The 20706-nt window shown below is 62.1% G+C and carries 9 protein-coding genes; 5 read left to right on the top strand and 4 right to left on the bottom strand.

The features are described 5' to 3' along the window. Nucleotides 1–127: 127 nt before the first annotated feature. Nucleotides 128–1150: a purine-nucleoside phosphorylase gene (locus ACZZ0A_RS15525; protein ID WP_463543421.1), complete on the bottom strand. Its 1023-nt coding sequence runs from the start codon at nt 1148–1150 to the stop codon at nt 128–130. A 15-nt stretch (nt 1151–1165) separates the two neighbouring features. Next, entirely contained in the window at nt 1166–2125 is a 960-nt protein-coding gene (locus ACZZ0A_RS15520) for a nucleoside-specific channel-forming protein Tsx (RefSeq protein ID WP_123376971.1), read from the bottom strand. Between the two features lie 452 nt (nt 2126–2577). Here ACZZ0A_RS15520 and ACZZ0A_RS15515 point away from each other — a divergent pair, with 452 nt between their 5' ends. The 3 genes from ACZZ0A_RS15515 (at nt 2578) to mnmH (ending at nt 15472) form a co-directional block, all read left to right on the top strand. Then, the gene (locus ACZZ0A_RS15515; protein WP_463543420.1) at nt 2578–13101 is read left to right on the top strand and encodes an autotransporter-associated beta strand repeat-containing protein; all 10524 of its coding nucleotides are present in this window, start codon (nt 2578–2580) and stop codon (nt 13099–13101) included. A 233-nt stretch (nt 13102–13334) separates the two neighbouring features. After that, nucleotides 13335–14369: a selenide, water dikinase SelD gene (gene selD, locus ACZZ0A_RS15510; RefSeq protein WP_007918229.1), complete on the top strand. Its 1035-nt coding sequence runs from the start codon at nt 13335–13337 to the stop codon at nt 14367–14369. Beyond that, complete coding sequence (gene mnmH, locus ACZZ0A_RS15505; RefSeq protein WP_463543419.1) at nt 14369–15472, top strand: tRNA 2-selenouridine(34) synthase MnmH; 1104 nt, start codon at nt 14369–14371, stop codon at nt 15470–15472. Before selD ends, mnmH begins: the two co-directional genes overlap by 1 nt. A 135-nt stretch (nt 15473–15607) precedes the next feature. Here the strand turns inward: mnmH and ACZZ0A_RS15500 are convergent, their stop codons facing one another. Beyond that, a complete protein-coding gene (locus ACZZ0A_RS15500) occupies nt 15608–16282 on the bottom strand; it encodes a hypothetical protein (protein ID WP_007918234.1) in 675 nt (224 codons plus the stop codon). Nucleotides 16283–16624: 342 nt separating this feature from the next. On the opposite strand from ACZZ0A_RS15500, the gene ACZZ0A_RS15495 reads away from it, so the two are divergent. Then, nucleotides 16625–17323 (top strand): glutathione binding-like protein, encoded by a 699-nt coding sequence (locus tag ACZZ0A_RS15495; RefSeq protein ID WP_007918236.1) that lies wholly within the window; start codon nt 16625–16627, stop codon nt 17321–17323. Nucleotides 17324–17578: 255 nt separating this feature from the next. After that, complete coding sequence (gene hemB, locus ACZZ0A_RS15490) at nt 17579–18553, top strand: porphobilinogen synthase (RefSeq protein ID WP_016985320.1); 975 nt, start codon at nt 17579–17581, stop codon at nt 18551–18553. A gap of 128 nt (nt 18554–18681) precedes the next feature. On the opposite strand, the gene ACZZ0A_RS15485 is transcribed toward hemB, so the two are convergent. Then, nucleotides 18682–20217 (bottom strand): FAD-dependent oxidoreductase, encoded by a 1536-nt coding sequence (locus ACZZ0A_RS15485; RefSeq protein WP_463543418.1) that lies wholly within the window; start codon nt 20215–20217, stop codon nt 18682–18684. Between the last annotated feature and the right edge of the window lie 489 nt (nt 20218–20706).

Raw genomic sequence — 20706 nt, 5'->3', positions numbered from 1 at the left:
TCTCCTTGACACCTGGCAAACTGTGGGAGCTGGCTTGCCAGCGATAGCGTCAGTTCAGGCAACTTCTTCTTTGCCTGTTCCGCCGCCATCGCTGGCAAGCCAGCTCCCACAGGGATTTTCGGTGTTCTTAAGAGGCGGGGACGCCGTTTTCCCACGCCAACCAGTTTTTCAGTATGTCCTGCACCAGCGGATTCCCCGCGCGATAGAGGTTTTCCAGCGCCGGCACGAAGCCGCCCTGATCGGCGTATTTGAGCAGGTTATCCACTTCACTGCCGCCCGGCTCCGGGCGGTCAAAGTCGGAGCCTGCACGCACCACGGCGAGGCGTTGGACATCGACCAGACCTTCACGACCGGCACGCAGCAAGGCCTCATAGGTCGAGTTGTCTTCCTGCTGCGTCGTGCAGTATTCGCCCTTGTTGTCGGTGAGCAACTTGGTCCAGACCTCGGCCCGCTCGCTCAGGCGCGTTCCGGAAAACCAGGTGTTGCCGGCCAGTGTGTCGCAGCGCGTCACCACCGGCGGCTGATTGGCCGGGGCCGACGGATATTTCAGACGCCACGCGGCGGACTCTTTGCTTTCGCTCAGTTCGACCTTGTGGCTCAGGGCGAAGGCCTTGGCCTGCAGCTTCGGGTTGAGTTCAAAGACTTCGGTCTTGTAATCCAGCGGCGGTTTTTCGTTCGGCCCTTTGGTGTTGATGCCCAGATAGCCGGTCGGCCAGGTCGACGGCGCATCACGCGAATCGATCTCCCACTGCGTGCCGAATTCCACCAGATAGTGCGCCCATGCAGCGGTGCCGATGGTCCCGTGTTTCGGGCTGATGCCGGCAATGCCGGCGATCAGGAAGTAGCTTTTGCGCAGGTCGAATTTCGGCGACAGCGCCAACGCCAATGTCGAGGCGGCCGCATTGGTCTGGCCCATGCCGGTGGTCAACAGGCACACCTGCTGCGTGTTGCAGCGAATGCTCGGGTACTCGGCGGACAGGCCCGGCACGCGGACTTCCTGCTTCAGTTCAAGGCGATCAATCCAGTGCTGCGCCTCGGGGGCGAACATGGTGATCAACATGACTTTCGGTTGCATCGGGGCCTCGGCCGCCCACGCGGTGGAGGAGAGCAGGGCCGCACCGGCCAGGGTCAAACGCATCATTGCTTGCATGGAAAACTCCTTGATTCAGAACTGATAACCGACGCCGGCGTAGTAACCCCAGCCGTTGGAACGCGCGCGGAAATTGCCATCGCCAAAATTCAGCTCGCTGCCGTCTTCCCAGTTGCCGCCGTTGTGGAAATAACGGCCGACCAGGGTGAAGCGCAAGTGCGTGAACGAGTAGAGCAGGACGTTGGTCGCCACCGTCGCATTGGCGGTGCGCGCCGGGTTGTCCTTGTGGATGTCCGAGCCGAAATCGAAGTTGGTGAAGCCGATGTAGGTCAATGAGGCGCCGTTGCTGAATTTATCGATCGGCACGATGTACTTGAGCTGTGCGCGGTAGCCGTCCCAGGAATATTCGTTGCTGGCACCGTAATTTTCCCACTGATAGCGACCGTACAGATTGGCCGACAGGTTGACCCGCGAGTGCGTGTCGATGTCGGTGCCGAAACCGCTGTACAGCGTGTTGGCGCGGTTCTCTTTGCGGCTGCCGTGGTCGTAGATCCAGTCGAACGCCACATACCATTCCTTGAACGGACCGATGGCCAGGCTGCGGCCGGCGAGGTAGTCGATGGAGATGCGCGGTTCGTGCTCCATGAACACCGGCGAGCCGTGATCCCACACGCCTTTGTCGTGGCTGTTGCCGATGTTGAAGATCTTCGGAATGTCGACATAGCCGTACAGTTCGAACGGACCTTTGCGGCCGAAGTACTCGTATTCCAGATAGATATCGTCGGCCGGTTGCGGGCCGAAGCTGATGTCCTTGCTGCCGATCAGCATCAGGTCCTGGTTGTACCAGTCCGAGAGGTAGGCGCCTTTTTTCGGCGGGCTGGCTTCGGGGCTGAGGGCTTCGCCCTGGGCGGATTCTTCTTTGGCTGCCGGTTGCGCCAGAGCGCTGTGGCTGAGAAGTCCGGTAACGCCGGTCAGTAGCAAGGAAACAGCAAGCGTGCACGAGAAAGGTGCGCGAAAAGGGCATGCAATGGCCATTCAAAGTCCTTTTTTGCGGATCGAGGCCCGTGTTCCGTGGGCTTGTACGGTTTTGTTACGAAAACGTTGGGATTGACGTTACGCAAACGTTTGCACAAGGCATACCAGTTTTCTCAATGCCATGAAATATCGAAGAATTCGCAAATTTAACTGACGGACTGATCAGGTATAACTGATCACCGCAAACCCCTGTAGGCCATCGCGAGCAGGCGAAGGCCTACAGGTTCTGCGACAGGTTGAAGGGCCACGAATACGGGCTGAAACGCTTATTCCAGACCCCTCTAGTATTAAAGTATTAACACCATTTAATCCGTGCCCCATTGCCGGGCGTCTACTAGCTTTGTCCCCAATCAACGGTTTTGTGATGACCGTCGCAGTCTTGATTCGCGTGTGGAATAAGCACGGCTCTTCGCGCGCTCAAGGAAGAATTTGGCCACGACAAGGAGTAGCCCGTGGAAGCAAGGTTTGGTGTCGCCCTCGTTTCGCGCTTTTCCCCTCTTTCCCTTGCTGTGCATCTGAGTGTCGCCGGGCTGTTGTTCGGCGGCGTCAGCGCTCCTGCGTTGGCCACGTGCTCCACGGCGGGTTCAACGGTGACCTGCACCGGCGTGCCGAGCCTGCCGCTGTTTCTCAACAACTTCTCCAGCGCCACCAGTGGTTTGACGGTCAACGTCAACAGCGGGGCGCAGATGAACGCGACCCTCGGCGGCCATGTGATGGACCTGACCGGGGTGAACATTTCCCTGAACAACTCCGGCACGCTCGACCCGGCACTGCTCGGCCTGGTCTCGGTGCTGAGCGGCGGCGCGTTCATCGGCACTGGCGCTACGAGTACGGTCAGCGTGCTCAACAACGCCAGCGGGATCATTCGCGGCACGGGCATGTTGCTCGGGCTCAACCTGACCAGCATCGACGGCCTCGGCATTGCGGTGAACAACGCTGCTGCCGGCACCACCAGCATCACCAACAACGGCACCATCACCTCGACCGGTTTGTCGATCGGCGGCATCACCCTCGCCGACACCCCGGTGGTCGGCGTCTACGGCGGCTCGCAGGTCAACATGACCAACAGCAGCACCGGTGTGATCAACGGCCGGATCGCGTTCGAAACATCGGCGGCAGGCAATACCTTCACCAACGCCGGTGCGATTACCGGCGGCGTGTCGATGGGCGCGGCCAGCACCAACACCTTCACCGCGGTGACCGGTTCCAGCGTCAACGTCGGTGACGGTGTACAGATCAGCGTCGGCCTTGGCGGTTTGATCGGCATCAATCTGACCTTCGCTCCGACCGGCACGGTCGATGGTGGCGCGGGCGGCACCAACAGCCTGATTCTGCAAAACCCGATCGGCGTCGGCGGCGGCACCACGGGTGTCGGCACCGCATCGAGCGCGACCTACGTCAACTTCAACAACCTGACCCTCAATAGCGGCACCTGGACCTTGCAGGGGCCATTGGTCAGCGGCGCGACCACGCTTAACGGTGGTGTCGCCCAGTTCAACAACAACGCCACGTTCGGCAGCGGCGTGATCACCTCCAACGGCGGGATACTCCAGGCCAGCAATGCCGGGTTGAACGTCAGTAACCTGATTTCCCTCGGCGCGGGCGGCGTGACAGTGCAAGGTACCAACGCCACCACCCTGAGCGGCGTCATTTCCGGCAGCGGCGGCCTGACCAAAGTCGGTTCCGGGCAACTGAGCCTCAGCGCCGCCAACACCTACCTGGGCAACACCACGCTCAACGGCGGCACCGTGCAGTTGGGCAACAACCTGGCGCTGAGCACCGGCACCCTCAACGTCACTGGCGCGACAACGTTGAGCGCCCCGGGCACGATCAGCCTGAACAACGCCATCAGCCTCGGCGGCACCTTGACCGCCGGCGGCACTGGCGCGCTGACCCTCGGCGGTTTGATCAGCGGCAGCAGCGGCCTGACCAAAACCGGCAGCGGCAGCCTGACTGTCAGTGGCGCCAACAGCGGGTTCACCGGCACCACCACCCTGAGCGCCGGCACCCTGCTGGTGACCAACAACAACTCGCTGGGTAGTGGCGCGGTGAATACCGCCGCCGGCACCAGTCTGGACAGCACCACCAACGTCACCCTGGCCAACAACATCGGCATGACCGGTGCGCTCAACGTGCTCGGCAGCAATGCCCTGACACTCGGCGGCGTGTTGTCCGGCACTGGTGGGATTACCAAATCCGGCAGCGCCAGCCTGACCTTGAGCGGCAACAACACCAACAGCGGCAACACGCTGCTCAATGCCGGCAGCCTGTTCGTTGGCAGCAACACCGCGCTGGGTACGGGCGCGTTGAACGCGGCGGCCGGTACCACACTGGATGCGACCACGGCGGTGACTCTCGCCAACACCGTCGCGCTGGCGGCCGATCTGACCATCGGCGGCACGCAGGCGCTGGGTTTGAGCGGCGTCATCAGCGGTGCCGGTAATCTGATCAAGAACGGCACCGCCAACCTCAGCCTCAGCGGCAACAACACCTTTTCCGGCGGTACCGCGCTGAATGCCGGCACGCTGATTGTCGGCTCCAACACCGCGCTGGGCACGGGTGCCTTGACCACGGCGGCGGGCACCACCCTCGATGCCAGCACTGCCGTTGCGCTAACCAACGCAGTCTCACTCGGCGGCAACCTGACTGTCGGCGGCAGTGCCAACCTGACCCTGGGCGGGATTGTCAGCGGCAGCGGCGGGCTGACCAAAAACGGCGCGGCCAACCTGATTCTCAACGGCGCCAACACCTTCCTCGGTGCCGTCGCGTTGAACGCGGGTACGATCACGGCGGGCGCCAACGCGGCGCTGGGCAGTGGCAACATCACCGTCGGCGGCGTGGCCGCCCTCGACAGCAATGCGACGGTGACCCTGAACAATGCCATCATTCTCAACAACAGCCTGGGCATTGGCGGCAGCAACGCGCTGACCCTCGGCGGCGTGATCAGCGGCACCAGCCAACTGGTGAAAAACGGCGCCGCCAATCTCACGCTCAATGGCACCAATACCTACAGCGGCGGCACCACGCTGAATGCCGGCAGCTTGACGGTCGGCAACGGCGCGGCACTGGGCACTGGCGCCTTGTCGGTGGAAGGCGCGGGCACCCTCAACAGCAGTTCGGCCGTGACCCTCAACAACAACGTCATTCTCAACGCCAACCTCACCGCCGGCGGCGCCAATGCGCTGACCCTTGGCGGGGTGATCAGTGGCGGTAACGGTCTGATCAAAACCGGCGCTTCGAGTCTGACCCTCAACGGCAACAACACCTACACGGGCACCACGGCGCTGAACGCCGGTTCACTGATTGTCGGTTCCAGCACCGCCCTGGGCACCGGCACACTCAACGCCTCGAACGGCACCACCCTCGATACCAGTACCGCCGCGACCTTGGCCAACAACGTCAACCTCGCCGGCACTCTGACCCTGGGTGGCTCCAATGCGCTGACCCTCGGCGGCGTGGTCGCCGGTATCGGTGGACTGACCAAGAACGGTGCTGCCGACCTGACCCTCAACGGCGCCAACACTTATTTTGGCAACACCCTGTTGAACACCGGCAAACTGACCGTCGGCAGCAACACCGCGCTGGGTTCCGGCACGTTGAACGCGGCGGCCAACACCACGCTGGATGCCAACACCGCCGTCAGCCTGAACAATGCCGTGGCACTCGCCGGTGCCTTGAACATCGGCGGCACAGCGGATATGACCCTGACCGGTCTGGTCAGCGGGGCTGGCAGTCTGGTGAAAGACGGCGCGGCCAATCTGATTCTCAATGCCGCCAACAACTACCTCGGCGGCACCACGCTGAACGCCGGCACTCTGACCGTCGGCAACAGTTCGGCGCTCGGTTCCGGTGCATTGACCGTCGCTGGCGCCGCGACACTGGACAGCAACTCGCCGCTGGTCAGCCTCAACAACAATGTCGCCCTGAATGCGGCGCTGACCGTGGGCGGTACGCAGAACCTGACCCTCGGCGGCGTGACCAGTGGCACCGGCCAGTTGATCAAGGACGGCGCAGCCAACCTGACCGTCAATGGCAACAACACCTTCAGCGGCGGCACCACACTCAACGCCGGCACGTTGACCCTTGGCAATGCCAACGGTCTGGGCAGTGGCGCATTGCTCGTCGGTGGCGCGGCAACGCTGGATAACAGCGCATCGTTCGGCATCGGCAACGCCATTACCCTGAATGCCGGACTGACCGTCGCCGGCAACAACGATTTGAGCTTGAACGGCATCATTGACGGCGCCGGCAGCCTGACCAAAAACGGCCTTTCAGACCTGACCCTGGCCGGCAATAACACCTTCACTGGCGCGCTGAACATCATTTCGGGCAGCGTCACCACGCTCAATACCAACGCATTGGGCAACACCTCCGGCGTCAACATCAGCGCCGGCGCCGGCCTGAATCTGGGCAGTGACGCCAGCCTCGGCGCGCTGAGCGGCAGCGGCAGTGTGCAACTCACCGGCAGCAACACCCTGACGGTCGGCACCGGCAACGTCACCAGCATCTTTGATGGCGATCTCAGCGGCAGCGGCGGCCTGGTCAAAGTCGGTACCGGCACCTTGAACCTCACTGGCATCAACGGCATTACCGGCAATACCGCGATCGATGGCGGTATCGTGAACCTGAGCGGTTCGCTGGGCAGTGCTCAACTCAACGTCAATACCGGCGGCACCCTGACCGGTACCGGCTCGGCGCTCGGCGCGGTCAACATCAACAACGGTGGGCATCTGGCGTTGGCGTCGGGCAACACCTTGTCGGCGAGTGCTCTGACTCTCGGCGCCGGCAGCAACGTTGATGTAGCACTGGGCACACCGTCGACCGCGTCGCTGATGAACGTCGGCGGCAACCTCACGCTTGATGGCAATCTCAACGTCAGCGATGCCGGTGGTTTCGGCGTCGGCGTGTATCGCCTGTTCAACTACACCGGTGCCCTGACTAATCTCGGTCTGGACGTGGCCAGCGTGCCGGTCGGCTACGGCCTCGGCGATCTGCTGGTGCAAACCGGGGTGGCCAATCAGATCAACATTCAAGTCTCCGCGCCGAACGTCAACATTCGTTACTGGGACGGCAGCCAGACCATCGCCAACGGCGTGGTCGATGGCGGCAGCGGCACGTGGAACGCGGTCGGCACCAACTGGACCGACGCCAACGGTTTGGTCAACCAACCGTGGGCCGGCGACTTCGCGGTGTTCCAGGGCACTGCCGGCACGGTGACGGTGAACGGCACGCAAGCGTTTACCGGCATGCAATTCCTCACCGATGGCTACAACGTGGTCAACGGTGCGGCGGGGCAACTCACGGCGGTCAACGGCACCGGCGGCACCACTTCGTTGCGCGTCGATCCGGGCGTCACGGCGACCATCAATGCCAATATCGATGGCAGCGGCATCCTTAATAAACTTGACGCCGGCACCCTGGTGCTCGGCGGTGCGAACACTTACACCGGCGGCACGCAACTGGACGGCGGCAAGATTATCGTCGGCAGCAATACGGCGCTCGGTACCGGTACGCTGACGGCGAATGCCGGTACGCAGTTGGACAGCAACGCGGCGGTGACACTGGCCAACGCGGCGACGCTGAACGGCAACCTGACCATCGTCGGCAGCAATGCCCTGACCCTCAACGGCGTGATTGGCGGCACCGGTGGCCTGATCAAAACCGGCGCGGCCAACCTGACCCTCGGCGGCAACAATGCCTTCCTCGGGCCGGTCGCGCTGAATGCCGGCGGACTGGTTCTGGCGTCGAACTCGGCGCTGGGTTCCGGCACCTTGAACGCGGCGGGCGGCACTACGCTGGATGCGAGCACTGCGGTTTCGCTGAACAACGCGGTCAACCTCGCGGGCAACCTCGGCATTGGCGGCACGGCGGATCTGACCCTGGCCGGCACGGTCAACGGCGCCGGCAGCCTGAGCAAAAACGGCGCGGCCAACCTGAGCCTGAGTGGCAACAATAATTTTCTTGGTGGCGTGACCCTCAACGCGGGCACCCTGACCGCCGGCAGCAACTCGGCGCTGGGCCTGGGCAATCTCACCGTAGCCGGCGCCTCCGCGCTGGACAGCAACAGTGCGCTGAGCCTGGGCAACAACGTTGTGCTCAATGCCAATCTGAGCAACACCGGCAGCAACAATCTGACCCTCGCGGGTGTGGTCAGCGGCGCGGGTGGCTTGATCAAGGACGGCGCGTCGAACCTGACACTCAACGGCGTCAACACTTACACCGGCGGCACCACGTTGAACGCCGGTACGCTGACCCTCGGCACCGGTTCGGCATTGGGCAGCGGCGCACTGACCGTGGCCGGCGCGTCGAGCCTCGACACCAGTGCGCCGCTGGTGCTGGCGAACAACGTCAACGTCAATGCCAACCTGAGTCTGGCCGGCAACAACAACCTGACCCTCGGCGGCGTGATTGCCGGTGCGGGCACTCTGACCAAGAACGGTCTGGCCGACGTGACACTGTCCGGCAACAACACCTTCAGCGGCACTTTCGATGTACTGTCCGGCAGCCTGACCACCCTGAACGGCACGGCATTGGGCAATAACGCCACGGTCAATCTCGCGGGCGGCGCGGCGCTCAATCTTGGTGCTTCGGGCAGCCTTGCCAGCCTCACCGGCAGCGGTACTGCGCTGGTCGGTACGGGCAACACGCTGAGCCTCGGTGGCAACAACGTCAGCAGCACCTTCGCCGGCATCCTCAGCGGTGACGGCAGCCTGAGCAAACTTGGCACGGGCACCCTGACCCTCAGCGGCATCAGCGACCTGACCGGCGACACCAACGTCAACGCCGGTACCTTGCAGGTCAACGGTTCGCTGGCCAGCGGCAATGTGCTGGTCAACAACGGCGGCACCCTCGGCGGCAGCGGCACCCTGACCGGTGCCGTGACCGTGGCCGATGGCGGTCATCTGGCTGGCGTCACCGGCAGTACGCTGAACGTCAGTTCGCTGCTGTTCAACGGCAATTCAAACTTCGACGTCGGCCTCGGCACACCGGTGTCCGGCGGCGGCAATGCGCTGGTCAATGTCGGCGGCAACCTGACCCTCGACGGCACCCTGAACGTCAGCGACATCGGTGGTTTTGGCAGCGGTGTCTATCGCCTGATCGACTACACCGGCGGCCTGACCGACAACGGCATGCTCTTCGGCACACTGCCGGGCAGCGTCAGCCCTGGCGATTTGACCCTGCAAACCGCGCTGGCCAATCAGATCAACCTGCTGGTCACCGCACCGGGCGTCACCGTGCAGTTCTGGGACGGCAATCAACTGGTGGCCAACGGTTCGGTTGAGGGCGGCAGCGGCACCTGGGGCACCGGCACCACCAACTGGACCGACGTCAACGGCACCACCAATCAGGCCTGGACCAACAATTTTGCGGTGTTCCAGGGCGCGGCCGGCACAGTGACTGTCAACGGCGCGCAAACCATCACCGGCATGCAGTTCGTCACCGACGGCTACAGCCTAGTGAACGGCGCGGCGGGCTCGTTGAATCTGGTCAACGGTTCGCTGGGCAATGCCACGGTGCGGGTTGACCCGAACGCCACGGCAACCATTGGTGTCGCGCTGAACGGCAGCGGCACGCTGGGCAAATACGACAGCGGTACGCTGGTGCTCAACGCCGCCAACGGCTACAGCGGCGGCACGGTGCTCAATGGCGGCAAGATCGTAGTCGGCAACAACGCGGCGCTCGGCACTGGCGTGTTGACTGCTGCTGACGGCACAGCGCTGGACAGCAATGCGGCCGTCAGTCTGAGCAACGACCTGGTCGTCAACGGTGGTTTGACCGTTGCCGGTTCCAACGCCTTGACCCTCGGCGGCGTGGTTAGCGGCAGCGGCAGCCTGATCAAGGCCGGCGCGTCGAGCCTGACCCTCAACGGCAGCAACACCTACGGCGGCGGCACTCAACTCGCCGGCGGTACGCTGATCCTCGGCAACAACAGTGCAATCAGCAGCGGTGCACTCAACGTGACCGGCACCGGCACCCTCGACAGCACCTCGGCATTGCAACTGGCCAACACCGTCAACCTTGGCGCGCAACTGATCCTCGCCGGCAACCAGAACACCACGTTGATCGGTGCTGTGACTGGCACCGGCAGTCTGGTGAAAAACGGTAGCGGTGATCTCGTCCTCAGTGGCGCCAACACCTACAGCGGCGGCACCACCCTGAACGCCGGCACGACGCGCGGCGATACCAGCAGCCTGCAAGGTGCAATCGTCAACAACGCGACGCTGACCTTCGAGCAAAACGCCGACGGCAGCTACACCGGCAACCTCACCGGCGCCGGCACGCTGAACAAAACCGGCACTGGTGAACTTCTGCTGGCCGGCAACAACACCTTCACCGGCAACACCTCGGTGCAGGCCGGCAACCTGATCGTCAACGGGGTGCTCAACAGCGCCAACGTCAACGTCGCCAGCGGCGCGAGCATCGGCGGTGGCGGCCAACTCGGCGGCGCCGTGCAACTGGCCAACGGTGCGACGCTGGCCGGTGGCGGTACAGCAACGCCTTTGTCAGTCGGTTCGCTGGCGCTGTCGTCGGGAACCAATCTGGACTTCAGCCTCGGCGCGGCGACCAGTTCGACCACCGTGGTCAATGTTGCCGGCAACCTGACCCTCGACGGTACGTTGAACATCAGCAACGCCGGCGGCTTCGGCACCGGGGTTTATCAACTGTTCAGCTATGGCGGCAGCCTGACCGACAACGGTCTGGTGTATGGCAGCCTGCCGGTGTCGGCGGCCAATCTGACCCTGCAAACGGCTATCGCCAATCAGATCAATCTGCTGGTGCAAGGCACCCCGGGTGAGGTGCAGTTCTGGAACGGTGGCACTACCAATCCGGACGGCAGCATCGGTGGCGGCAGCGGTGTATGGGGTCCAGGCACCAACTGGACCGATCCGAGCGGTACTCAGGCCCTGGCTTCAAATGGTCAGTTCGCCGTGTTCGGCGGCCAGGCGGGTACGGTTACCGTGCAGGGCAATCAGAACTTCACCGGTGTGCAATTCCTCTCCGGCGGCTACAGCCTGGTTCCGGGGGCTGGCGGGACGTTGACGCCGGTCAATGGCGCGGACGGGAGCCTTGCACCGGTGCGGGTCAATGCCGGCGCGAGTGCAGAAATTTCCACGCCACTGGTGGGCACGGGTGGTATCGAAAAGCTTGATTCCGGCACGTTGGTATTGAGCGGTGCCAACACCTACAGCGGTGGCACCACCGTCAGCGGCGGTACGCTGGTCGGTAACACCACCAGTCTGCAAGGCAATATCCTCGACAACGCCACGCTGGTGTTCCAGCAGAATGCCAATGGTCAGTTCAACGGGGTCCTCAGCGGTCTCGGGGCGATGGCCAAACGCGGCACCGGCACCTTGCTGTTGAGCGGAGATAATCCGTTCAGCGGTACCGTCGCGGTTGATCAAGGCGTGCTGCAAGTCGGCAGCCGTTCGGCGCGGGCTTCGTTGGGCGGGCAAGTGACCGTGGCCAACGGTGCAGGGCTGAGCGGTAACGGCAGTGTCGGTTCGGTGATCAACCATGGTGTGGTGGCTTCCGGCGCTGAGGCCGGAACCCTGAGCGTGGCCGGTAACCTGACCAACGCCTCGGATGGCGTGCTGGCGCTGACTGTCAGTTCGCCAACCGCGACGCCGCTGGCCGTCGGTGGTACCGCAAACCTGGGCGGCGCTTTGCAAGTCAACTCGCTGGCACCGTTCACCGGCAACACCACGTATTCGCTGATTACGGCGGGCGGTGGCGTAAACGGCACCTTCAGCGCTGCGGACCTGCCGCAATATGCGTTCCTCAACAGCGCACTGGTGTATGACGCTAATGCGGTGAACCTGGTGGTCAGCCGCAACGGCAATTCCTTCGCCGATGTCGCCGCCACTGGCAACCAGTTCAGAACCGCCACCGCGCTGTCGAACAACGGCCCGGCCGGTGCGGCGTTGCAGAACGAGATCGTCAACCTCAGTGTCGCCGGTGCGCGTAATGCCTTCGACAGTCTGTCCGGTGAGATCCACGCCAGCACCGCCAGCGCCATCCTCGAGGATTCGCGCTACGTGCGTGACGCGGTCAACGATCGCATGCGCCAACCGTCATGCAGCGCGGCGGATGATCCACGCCGTGCCCTGGCGCCAAGTGACAACCAATTGAGCAGCAACGGTTGCCACGGCGAAATGGTCGGCTGGGCGCGGGCACTCGGTGCCTGGGGCGAGTCGGATGGCGACAGCAACGCGGCGAAACTCGACCGTAACCTCAGCGGCTTCATGCTCGGCACCGACAAGCAACTCGATGACCAATGGCGCGTGGGCATGGCCGCCGGTTACACCCGCAGCGACCTCGATGCGCATGATCGTCGCTCGGATGCCACCGTCGAAAGCTACCACCTGGCGGCGTATCTCAATTCGCAGTTTGACGCCTTGGCGGTGCGCCTCGGCGCGGCTTACAGCTGGCACGACATCGAGACCAAACGCAACGTCAGCGTCGGCAGCTACAACGATCGCCTGAAGGCCAATTACGATGCGCGCAGTGCGCAGGTATTCGGTGAAGTCGGCTACGCCATCGACGCTGGCGGCATTGCCCTCGAACCGTTTGCCGGTCTGGCCTACGTCAACTACGACACTGACAAAGCCAAGGAGAAGGGTGGAGTAGGGCGCCTGGAGGCCGATGCCGATCAGGACATCACCTTCTCGACCCTCGGCGTGCGTGCCGGCAAAGTCATCACCCTGGCCAACGGCGGGCAATTCACCCCGCGCGCGGCCATCGGCTGGCGCCATGCCTTTGGTGATACCAAGCCTGACGCCGACCTGACCTTCATCGACGGCGGCGCCTCGTTCAGCACCCAAGGCGTGCCGATTGCCAAGGACAGCGCCATCGTTGAAGCCGGTGTCGACTTCCAGATCAGCCCGACCGGCAAACTCGGTATCGGCTACTCGGGGCAACTGTCGAACGACAGCAACGACCATGCAATGACCATCAGCTTCAGCCTGGGCTTCTGATTTAGGGTCGAAGCACTTTTAGCCGCCCGTAAGGGCGGTTTTTTTTGCCTTGCCTCAAGCTGCTCGTTCCCACGCTCTGCGTGGGAATGCCTCTAGGGACGCTCCGCGTTCCGGCTCCGGAAGGGACGCGGAGCGTCCCGGTCTGCATTCCCACGCGGAGCGTGGGAACGATCAAAAAACTGCTGCGTCGCGCTCTGCTAGAATCGCCCCCATCAACAGCCTGAGACTCCCCCATGAGCGAGCCGATTCGTCTGACCCAATACAGCCACGGCGCCGGCTGCGGCTGCAAGATTTCCCCGCAGGTGCTCGAAGTTATTCTGGCCGGCAGCGGTGCGCAGAACCTTGACCCGAAACTGTGGGTCGGCAATGCCTCGCGCGATGATGCGGCGGTGTATGAGATCGATGCCGAGCGCGGAGTGGTCTCGACCACGGATTTTTTCATGCCGATCGTCGATGACCCGTTCGACTTCGGCCGCATTGCCGCGACCAATGCGATCAGTGACATCTATGCGATGGGCGGCGATCCGTTGATGGCCATCGCCATTCTCGGCTGGCCGGTCAATGTGCTGGCGCCGGAAGTGGCGCGTGAAGTGATTCGCGGCGGCCGCGCGGTGTGCGACGCGGCGGGCATTCCACTGGCGGGCGGGCATTCGATTGATGCGCCGGAACCGATCTTCGGTCTCGCCGTCACCGGTCTGGTGGAAAAGCGTCACATGAAGCGCAACGACACCGCCACCGCCGGCTGCCTGCTGTACCTGACCAAACCGCTGGGCATCGGCATCCTCACCACCGCCGAGAAAAAAGGCAAATTGCGCGCCGCCGACGTTGGCGTGGCCCGCGACTGGATGTGCACCCTGAACAAACCCGGCAGCCGTTTCGGCAAACTCGCCGGCGTTACCGCCATGACCGATGTCACCGGTTTTGGTCTGCTCGGGCATCTGGTGGAAATGGCCGATGGCAGCCAGCTCACCGCGCGCATCGCTTATGACCGTGTGCCGCGTCTGGACAGCGTCGAGTACTACCTCGATCAGGGCTGCGTTCCCGGCGGTACGCTGCGCAACTTCGACAGCTACGCGAGCAAGGTTGGCCGCGTGCAGGAACTGCACAAACGCGTGCTCTGCGACCCGCAAACCAGCGGTGGTCTGTTGATCGCGGTGACGCCTGAAGGCAATGAAGAGTTTCTCGCCGTAGCCGCCGAACTGGGCCTGAACCTGGCGCCAATCGGCGAACTGGTTGAGCGACAGACGAACGCAGTCGAGGTGATTTGATGCTCCGCGACTGCACTGATTACCGTGATATTTTCCTCAATGACCGGCCAATGATGGACGCCCGTGCGCCGGTCGAATTCTCCCACGGTGCTTTTCCCGGGGTGGTCAACCTGCCGCTGATGAACGATCGTGAGCGCGAACAGGTGGGCACCTGTTACAAACAACACGGACAGCAAGCCGCGATTGCCTTGGGCGAGCGACTGGTGTCCGCCGAGGTCAGAGAGCGGCGCATTCAAGGCTGGGTCGAGTTTGCCCGTAACCACCCCGATGGCTATCTGTATTGTTTCCGCGGCGGCCTGCGTTCACAGATCGTCCAGCAATGGATCAAGGACGAGGGCGGCATCGATTACCCGCGTGTCGCCGGCGGTTACAAGGCCATGCGCACATTCCTCCTGGAGACAGTCGATCAGGCTGTGGCCGAATGCGATCTGGTCCTGCTCGGCGGCATGACCGGTACTGGCAAGACTGAAGTGCTGGTGCAGTTGAGCAATGGTCTGGATCTGGAAGGTCACGCCAATCATCGCGGCTCGAGTTTTGGCAAGCGTGCCACCGGACAGCCGACCAATATCGATTTCGAAAACCGCCTGGCTGTCGATGTGCTGAAAAAACGCGCAGGCGGGATCAACCAGTTTGTTCTGGAAGACGAGAGTCGGGTGGTCGGCAGCTGTGCCTTGCCATTACCGCTCTACCGGGGCATGCAGGCGGCACCACTGGTCTGGCTGGAAGATAGCCTCGAGAGTCGGGTCGAGCGAATTCTGCAGGATTATGTCATCGACCTGTACGCCGAGTTTGTCGCGGTTCACGGCGAGCAGGGTTTTGCTTTGTATGCCGAGCGATTGATTTCCAGCCTGAACAATATTCAACGTCGGTTGGGTGGCGAGCGCTATCAACGCATGTATTTGCAGATGGAAGCGGCGCTGTCCGAACAGGCGCGCAGCGGGTCGGTCGAGCTGTTCCGTGAGTGGATCGGCGTACTGCTACGCGATTATTACGACCCGATGTATGTGTTTCAGCGCGAGAAGAAGGGCGGGCGGATCGAGTTTGCCGGGGAGCGTGGAGCGGTGCTTGAGTATCTGCGTGAGCGGGGGAATCAGAAGGTTTGATAGTGCTTTTGCTGGCCCCATCGCTGGCAAGCCAGCTCCCACAGGTATTGCGGATGTATATGGAATTTGTGTACACCCTGGAACCCTGTGGGAGCTGGCTTGCCAGCGATGGGGCCGGTTCAGACAGAAGATGACTCAGGTCGGACACGTTTCCTTGCCATGATCCAGCCCCTGCTTGTAGCTGTGGCTTTGCAAACTGGCCTTGCCGTTGTGCCAGGTCAGCGTCAGTACATACAGCGAGTCAAAGTCGTTGCCCGCCCAGTCCTCGGTGATGTTCTGTTTCTCGCCGACCGCTTTGCCCGCCACCTTGTTGATCAGCTCCGGCAGATAGCCGTGGGACCAGGCGGTGTAGATCGTCGAGTTGTGATACTTGTCTTCCAGCAGTTCGCGGGCCAGATCGCTGGTGTCGTTGGCCGAGAACTCGATGTTCACCGGCAGGCCGAGCTTGATCGCGGCGGGGCTGATGGTCATCAATGGACGGATGTAGCTGTAGGAGTTGTCCAGCTCACCTTCCTCGACATTGCGCGTCGGGTTGGCGGCGAACACGTAATCGGCCTTGCCGAATTTTTCCGGCAGCAGCGTCGACAGGTCGATGGCGCGGTTCAGGCCCTGACAGTTGAGCTGGCCGAGCCCGCCCTCGGGTTTTTCTGCGTGGCGCAGGAACACCAGTGTCTGGGTGCCGTCCACCGGTTGCGCGCGGCTTTCGCTGGACTCAAGCGACAGGAACAGTGCACTGACGGCCAGCAGGGAAGGCAGGGCCACATACGCGCGGTGTTTGAAACGTTTGGCGAATCGCATAAGGATCGTCATGAAATAAAGGGTTCTTCAGCAAATTCGGTTAAGGCTGACAAACCTTTACACCGCGGGCTCCCAGCACCGGGTGTTTTCCCTGTCGTGAACGGCTTCCTCTGCAACAAACGCATAGCTCAGAGTCCCCTGAGGGCCGTTTGGTTCGATCGTAAGAGTGCGCAGCACTCTAACGGCAACCTTCAACGGTCTGGCCGCAGGTTAGCGACAGGATGTTACGGGTTCATGTAGGCGCTCCGAAGGCTGCGATCGTTTTGCAGACTGCAAAGCCTCAAGATCAAAAGATCGCAGCCTGCGCAGCGCCTACATTATGATCAGGCTTTAATTTGTGACTGGATGCTTCTCATGACCGATCTGTCCACGTTCCCGATCACCCAGAAATGGCCGGCGCAGTACCCTGACTGGATTCAGCTCTATTCCTTGCCGACGCCTAACGGCGTCAAAGTCTCGATCATGCTTGAGGAAATCGGCCTGCCGTACGAACCGCACAAGGTCGCTTTCGACAACAATGATCAACTGTCCGCCGAGTTCCTGTCGCTGAATCCGAACAACAAGATTCCGGCGATCCTCGATCCGCACGGCCCTGATGATCAGCCGCTGCCGCTGTTCGAATCCGGTGCGATCCTGATTTATCTGGCCGACAAAAGCGGTCAGTTGCTGGCGCAGGAAGGCGCGCTGCGTTACGAGACCATCCAGTGGTTGATGTTCCAGATGGGTGGTATCGGTCCGATGTTCGGCCAGTTGGGTTTCTTCAACAAATTCGCCGGCAAGGATTACGAAGACAAGCGTCCGCGTGATCGTTATGTCGACGAAAGCAAACGCCTGCTCAAGGTGCTCGACGGCCGGCTCGAGGGCCGTGACTGGATCATGGGCGAGCGCTATACCATTGCCGATATCGCCACATTTCCGTGGGTGCGTAACTTGATCGGATTTTATGAGGCCGGTGATCTGGTTGGCATCAGCAACTTCCCGAATGTCACCCGTGTGCTTGAGCGTTTCCTCGCGCGTCCGGCAGTCATTCGCGGCCTGACCATTCCCTCGTAATTTTCGGACTACACACATAACCCTGTGGGAGCTGGCTTGCCAGCGATGACGCCGGCACAGTCGACATCTATGTTGACTGAACCACCGCCATCGCTGGCAAGCCAGCTCCCACAGGGATTTACAGTGTTCTGAAAGATTGTTACACCCCCAGTAATGCACTCTTGATTGATCCAGGTTTGTACCCCAACCCCCGCAAGGCATAAGCTTCGCCCCCTACGACTTTCGTCTCATCTGCCGTTTTCAGGAAAGGCCCTCATGTCCAGTCAGTTCCCCGAAGCACGTCCCCGCCGTCTGCGCCGCAATGCGAGCCTGCGCAGCCTGTTCCAGGAAACCGAATTCAGCCTGAACGATCTGGTCCTGCCGATTTTCGTTGAAGAAGAAATCGACGACTTCGTGCCGATCAACAGCATGCCCGGGGTGATGCGCATTCCCGAGCGCAAACTGGCCAGTGAAATCGAGCGCTATGCCCGCGCCGGCATCAAGTCGGTGATGACCTTCGGCGTGTCCCACCATCTGGACAGCAACGGCAGCGACACCTGGCGCGAAGAAGGTCTGGTCTCGCGCATGTCGCGCATTGCCAAAGATGCCGTGCCGGAAATGATCGTGATGTCCGACACCTGCTTCTGCGAATACACCGATCACGGCCACTGCGGCGTGATGCACAACCATGAAGTCGACAACGACCAGACCCTGATCAACCTCGGCAAACAAGCCGTGGCAGCGGCCCGCGCCGGTGCGGACGTGATCGCGCCGTCGGCAGCGATGGACGGTCAGGTGCGGGCGATTCGTCAGGCACTCGACGCGGCCGGGTTCACCCAGATTCCGATCATGGCCTACTCGACCAAATTCGCTTCGGCACTCTACGGCCCGTTCCGCGAGGCGGGTGGCAGCGCGCTGAAGGGCGATCGCAAAAGCTATCAGATGAACCCGATGAACCGCCGCGAAGCCCTGCGCGAATCGCTGCTCGACGAGCAGGAAGGCGCCGATGCGCTGATGGTCAAACCGGCCGGCGCTTACCTCGACATCATCCGCGACATTCGTGAGGCCTCGAACCTGCCGCTGGCGGCGTATCAGGTCAGTGGCGAATACGCGATGATCAAGTTCGGCGCGCAGGCCGGGGCGATCGATGAGGATCGTGTGGTGCGCGAAAGCCTGGGCGCGATCAAGCGTGCAGGCGCTGATTTGATCTTCACTTACTTTGCGATGGATCTGGCACTGGCCGGGATCTAAAGACCAACGCACAACCCTGTGGGAGCTGGCTTGCCAGCGATAGCGGCGCATCAGTCAACATTGATTTTGACTGTGCTGACGCCATCGCTGGCAAGCCAGCTCCCACAGGTTCTTGTGGTGTTCTTGGGTCAGAGGCAGGCAAAGAACGGCCGGATGCCGTGATCGCGGAAGTAGCGTTCAATCACCTTCGGATCCGCGCTGTTTTCGGCAATCGCCACATAGGTATCCGGGCGCAGCAGATAAAAACCGTTACGCCCCAACCCCGCCGTTTCAAACGCCGGGCGCCAGTCGAACACATGCAGCGGCAAATGATGTTCGTGGCACCAGGCAATCATTTCGTCGCTGGTGTCACCGTACACATGCACCTGCCAGCACGGCTGTCTGAGCGGTTCGTAATTATCTCCCTCACCATCATGCGCCCACGGCAAGCGGTCGCCGCCGTGCACATGGCCGGCGGCGCCCTGACTCAGAGGCATGCCGCGATAGTTGAGGGTGACCTGCGAAACGGTGCGAAAAAGGAACTCGCGACTGGCCTCGAACGAGGCCATTTTCGGGATCAGAAACGGTGCCACACGCATGCGCAGCAGATCGGCCATGCGCCCCTCGGCGGTGACGAAACTGAAGACTTTGTCGGTGGTCGACACCAGTCGACGGGCGAAGGCCTTGCGTTCGGTTTCGTAGCTGTCGAGCAGGCTCGGTTCAGCGGCGCCGCTGAGCACTGCGGCGAGTTTCCACGCCAGGTTGATCGCGTCGCCGATGCCGGTGTTCATGCCCTGACCGCCCGCCGGGCTGTGCACATGCGCGGCATCGCCGAGCAGAAACGCGCGGCCACTGCGAAAGTGCTCAGCCACGCGGTGATGCACGCGGTAGGTCGAGAACCAATGGACATCTTCGATATGCACTTTCAGGTGTTCGATGGCACGGCTGCTGACATCAGAAAATTCCAAGGTTTCGGCGCGATCCGCACGTTCGTCACGCACGGTGCCGATCAGCCTTGCGCGGCCTTCGCCGGCGAGAGGAAACACGGCGAGAAAGTCCGCTTCATCCAGATCCAGATGCAACTCGCCGTTCATCGCCGGGCCGCTGGCCTCGACATCTGCTACGTAGAAAATCTGCTGATAGGTGCCGCCGGGAAAACCGGTGTCGAGGGTTTTGCGCACGACTGAGCGGGCGCCGTCACAGCCGGCCAGATAACAGGCCTGGCAGATTTCCTGCTCGCCATCGGGCAGGCGCAGGTGCGCGGTGAGGCCATCGCCGGTTTCCTCGAAACTGTCCAGCGTGGTGTTGCGTTCGACCGTGACGCCGTAGTCTTCGAGACGCTCGATCAGCAGCCGTTCATGTTCATCCTGCGGGAAGACTTCAACGAACGCGTAGGGCGTCAGGCCTTCGCCGATGCGGTTCAGCGGCAATTGCGCGACCGGTTTGCCATTGACCCAGAAATTCGCCGCCGCCACCCGATGGCCGTTGCGCACAATAGTGTCGGCGAGGTCCAGTTGCCGGTACAACTCAAGGGTGCGCGCCTGCACCGCCAACGCTCGCGAAGTGGTGCCGGGCGCGGAGGTTTTATCGATGATGCGCACGCGTACGCCGAGTTTGCTCAGCCACAGGGCCAGCACCAGCCCGGTCGGGCCGGCGCCGATGATCAGGACGTCGCTGCGGTTCATGGGCCTGTCCTCCGTTTGCTGTGCAGCAAGTATGGATCAGCAGGAGCGGGTGGCCAGTTGATCGGCCAGACGGAGAAAGGCCCCGCAGCGGTGGGGCTGTGGGGCCTTTTTTCGGGTGTTCGGCAGGAGATATTGGTGACAGTGAAATTTACCCCCTCACCCCAGCCCTCTCCCCCAAGGGGGCGAGGGGGAAAGGGAGCCGATTTGGGTGCCTTTCAAAACCTGAGTTCGACTTGGTGGCACACGTCGGCGTAACTCGAAAGAACACCTCGGTCAGTCCCCTCTCCTCTAAAAGGCGAGGGGAAAGGGAGCCGATTTGGGTGCCTTTCAAAACCTGAGTTCGACTCGGTGGCACACGTCGGCGTAACTCGAAAGAACACCTCGGTCAGTCCCCTCTCCTCTAAAAGGCGAGGGGAAAGGGAGCCGATTTGGGTGCCTTTCAAAACCTGAGTTCGACTTGGTGGCACACGTCGGCGTAACTCGAAAGAA

The sequence above is a fragment of the Pseudomonas sp. AC242 genome, from assembly GCF_979258655.1.
The sequence above is the reverse complement of the archived record's forward strand: the minus strand, read 5'-3'. Positions and strand labels throughout refer to the sequence as shown.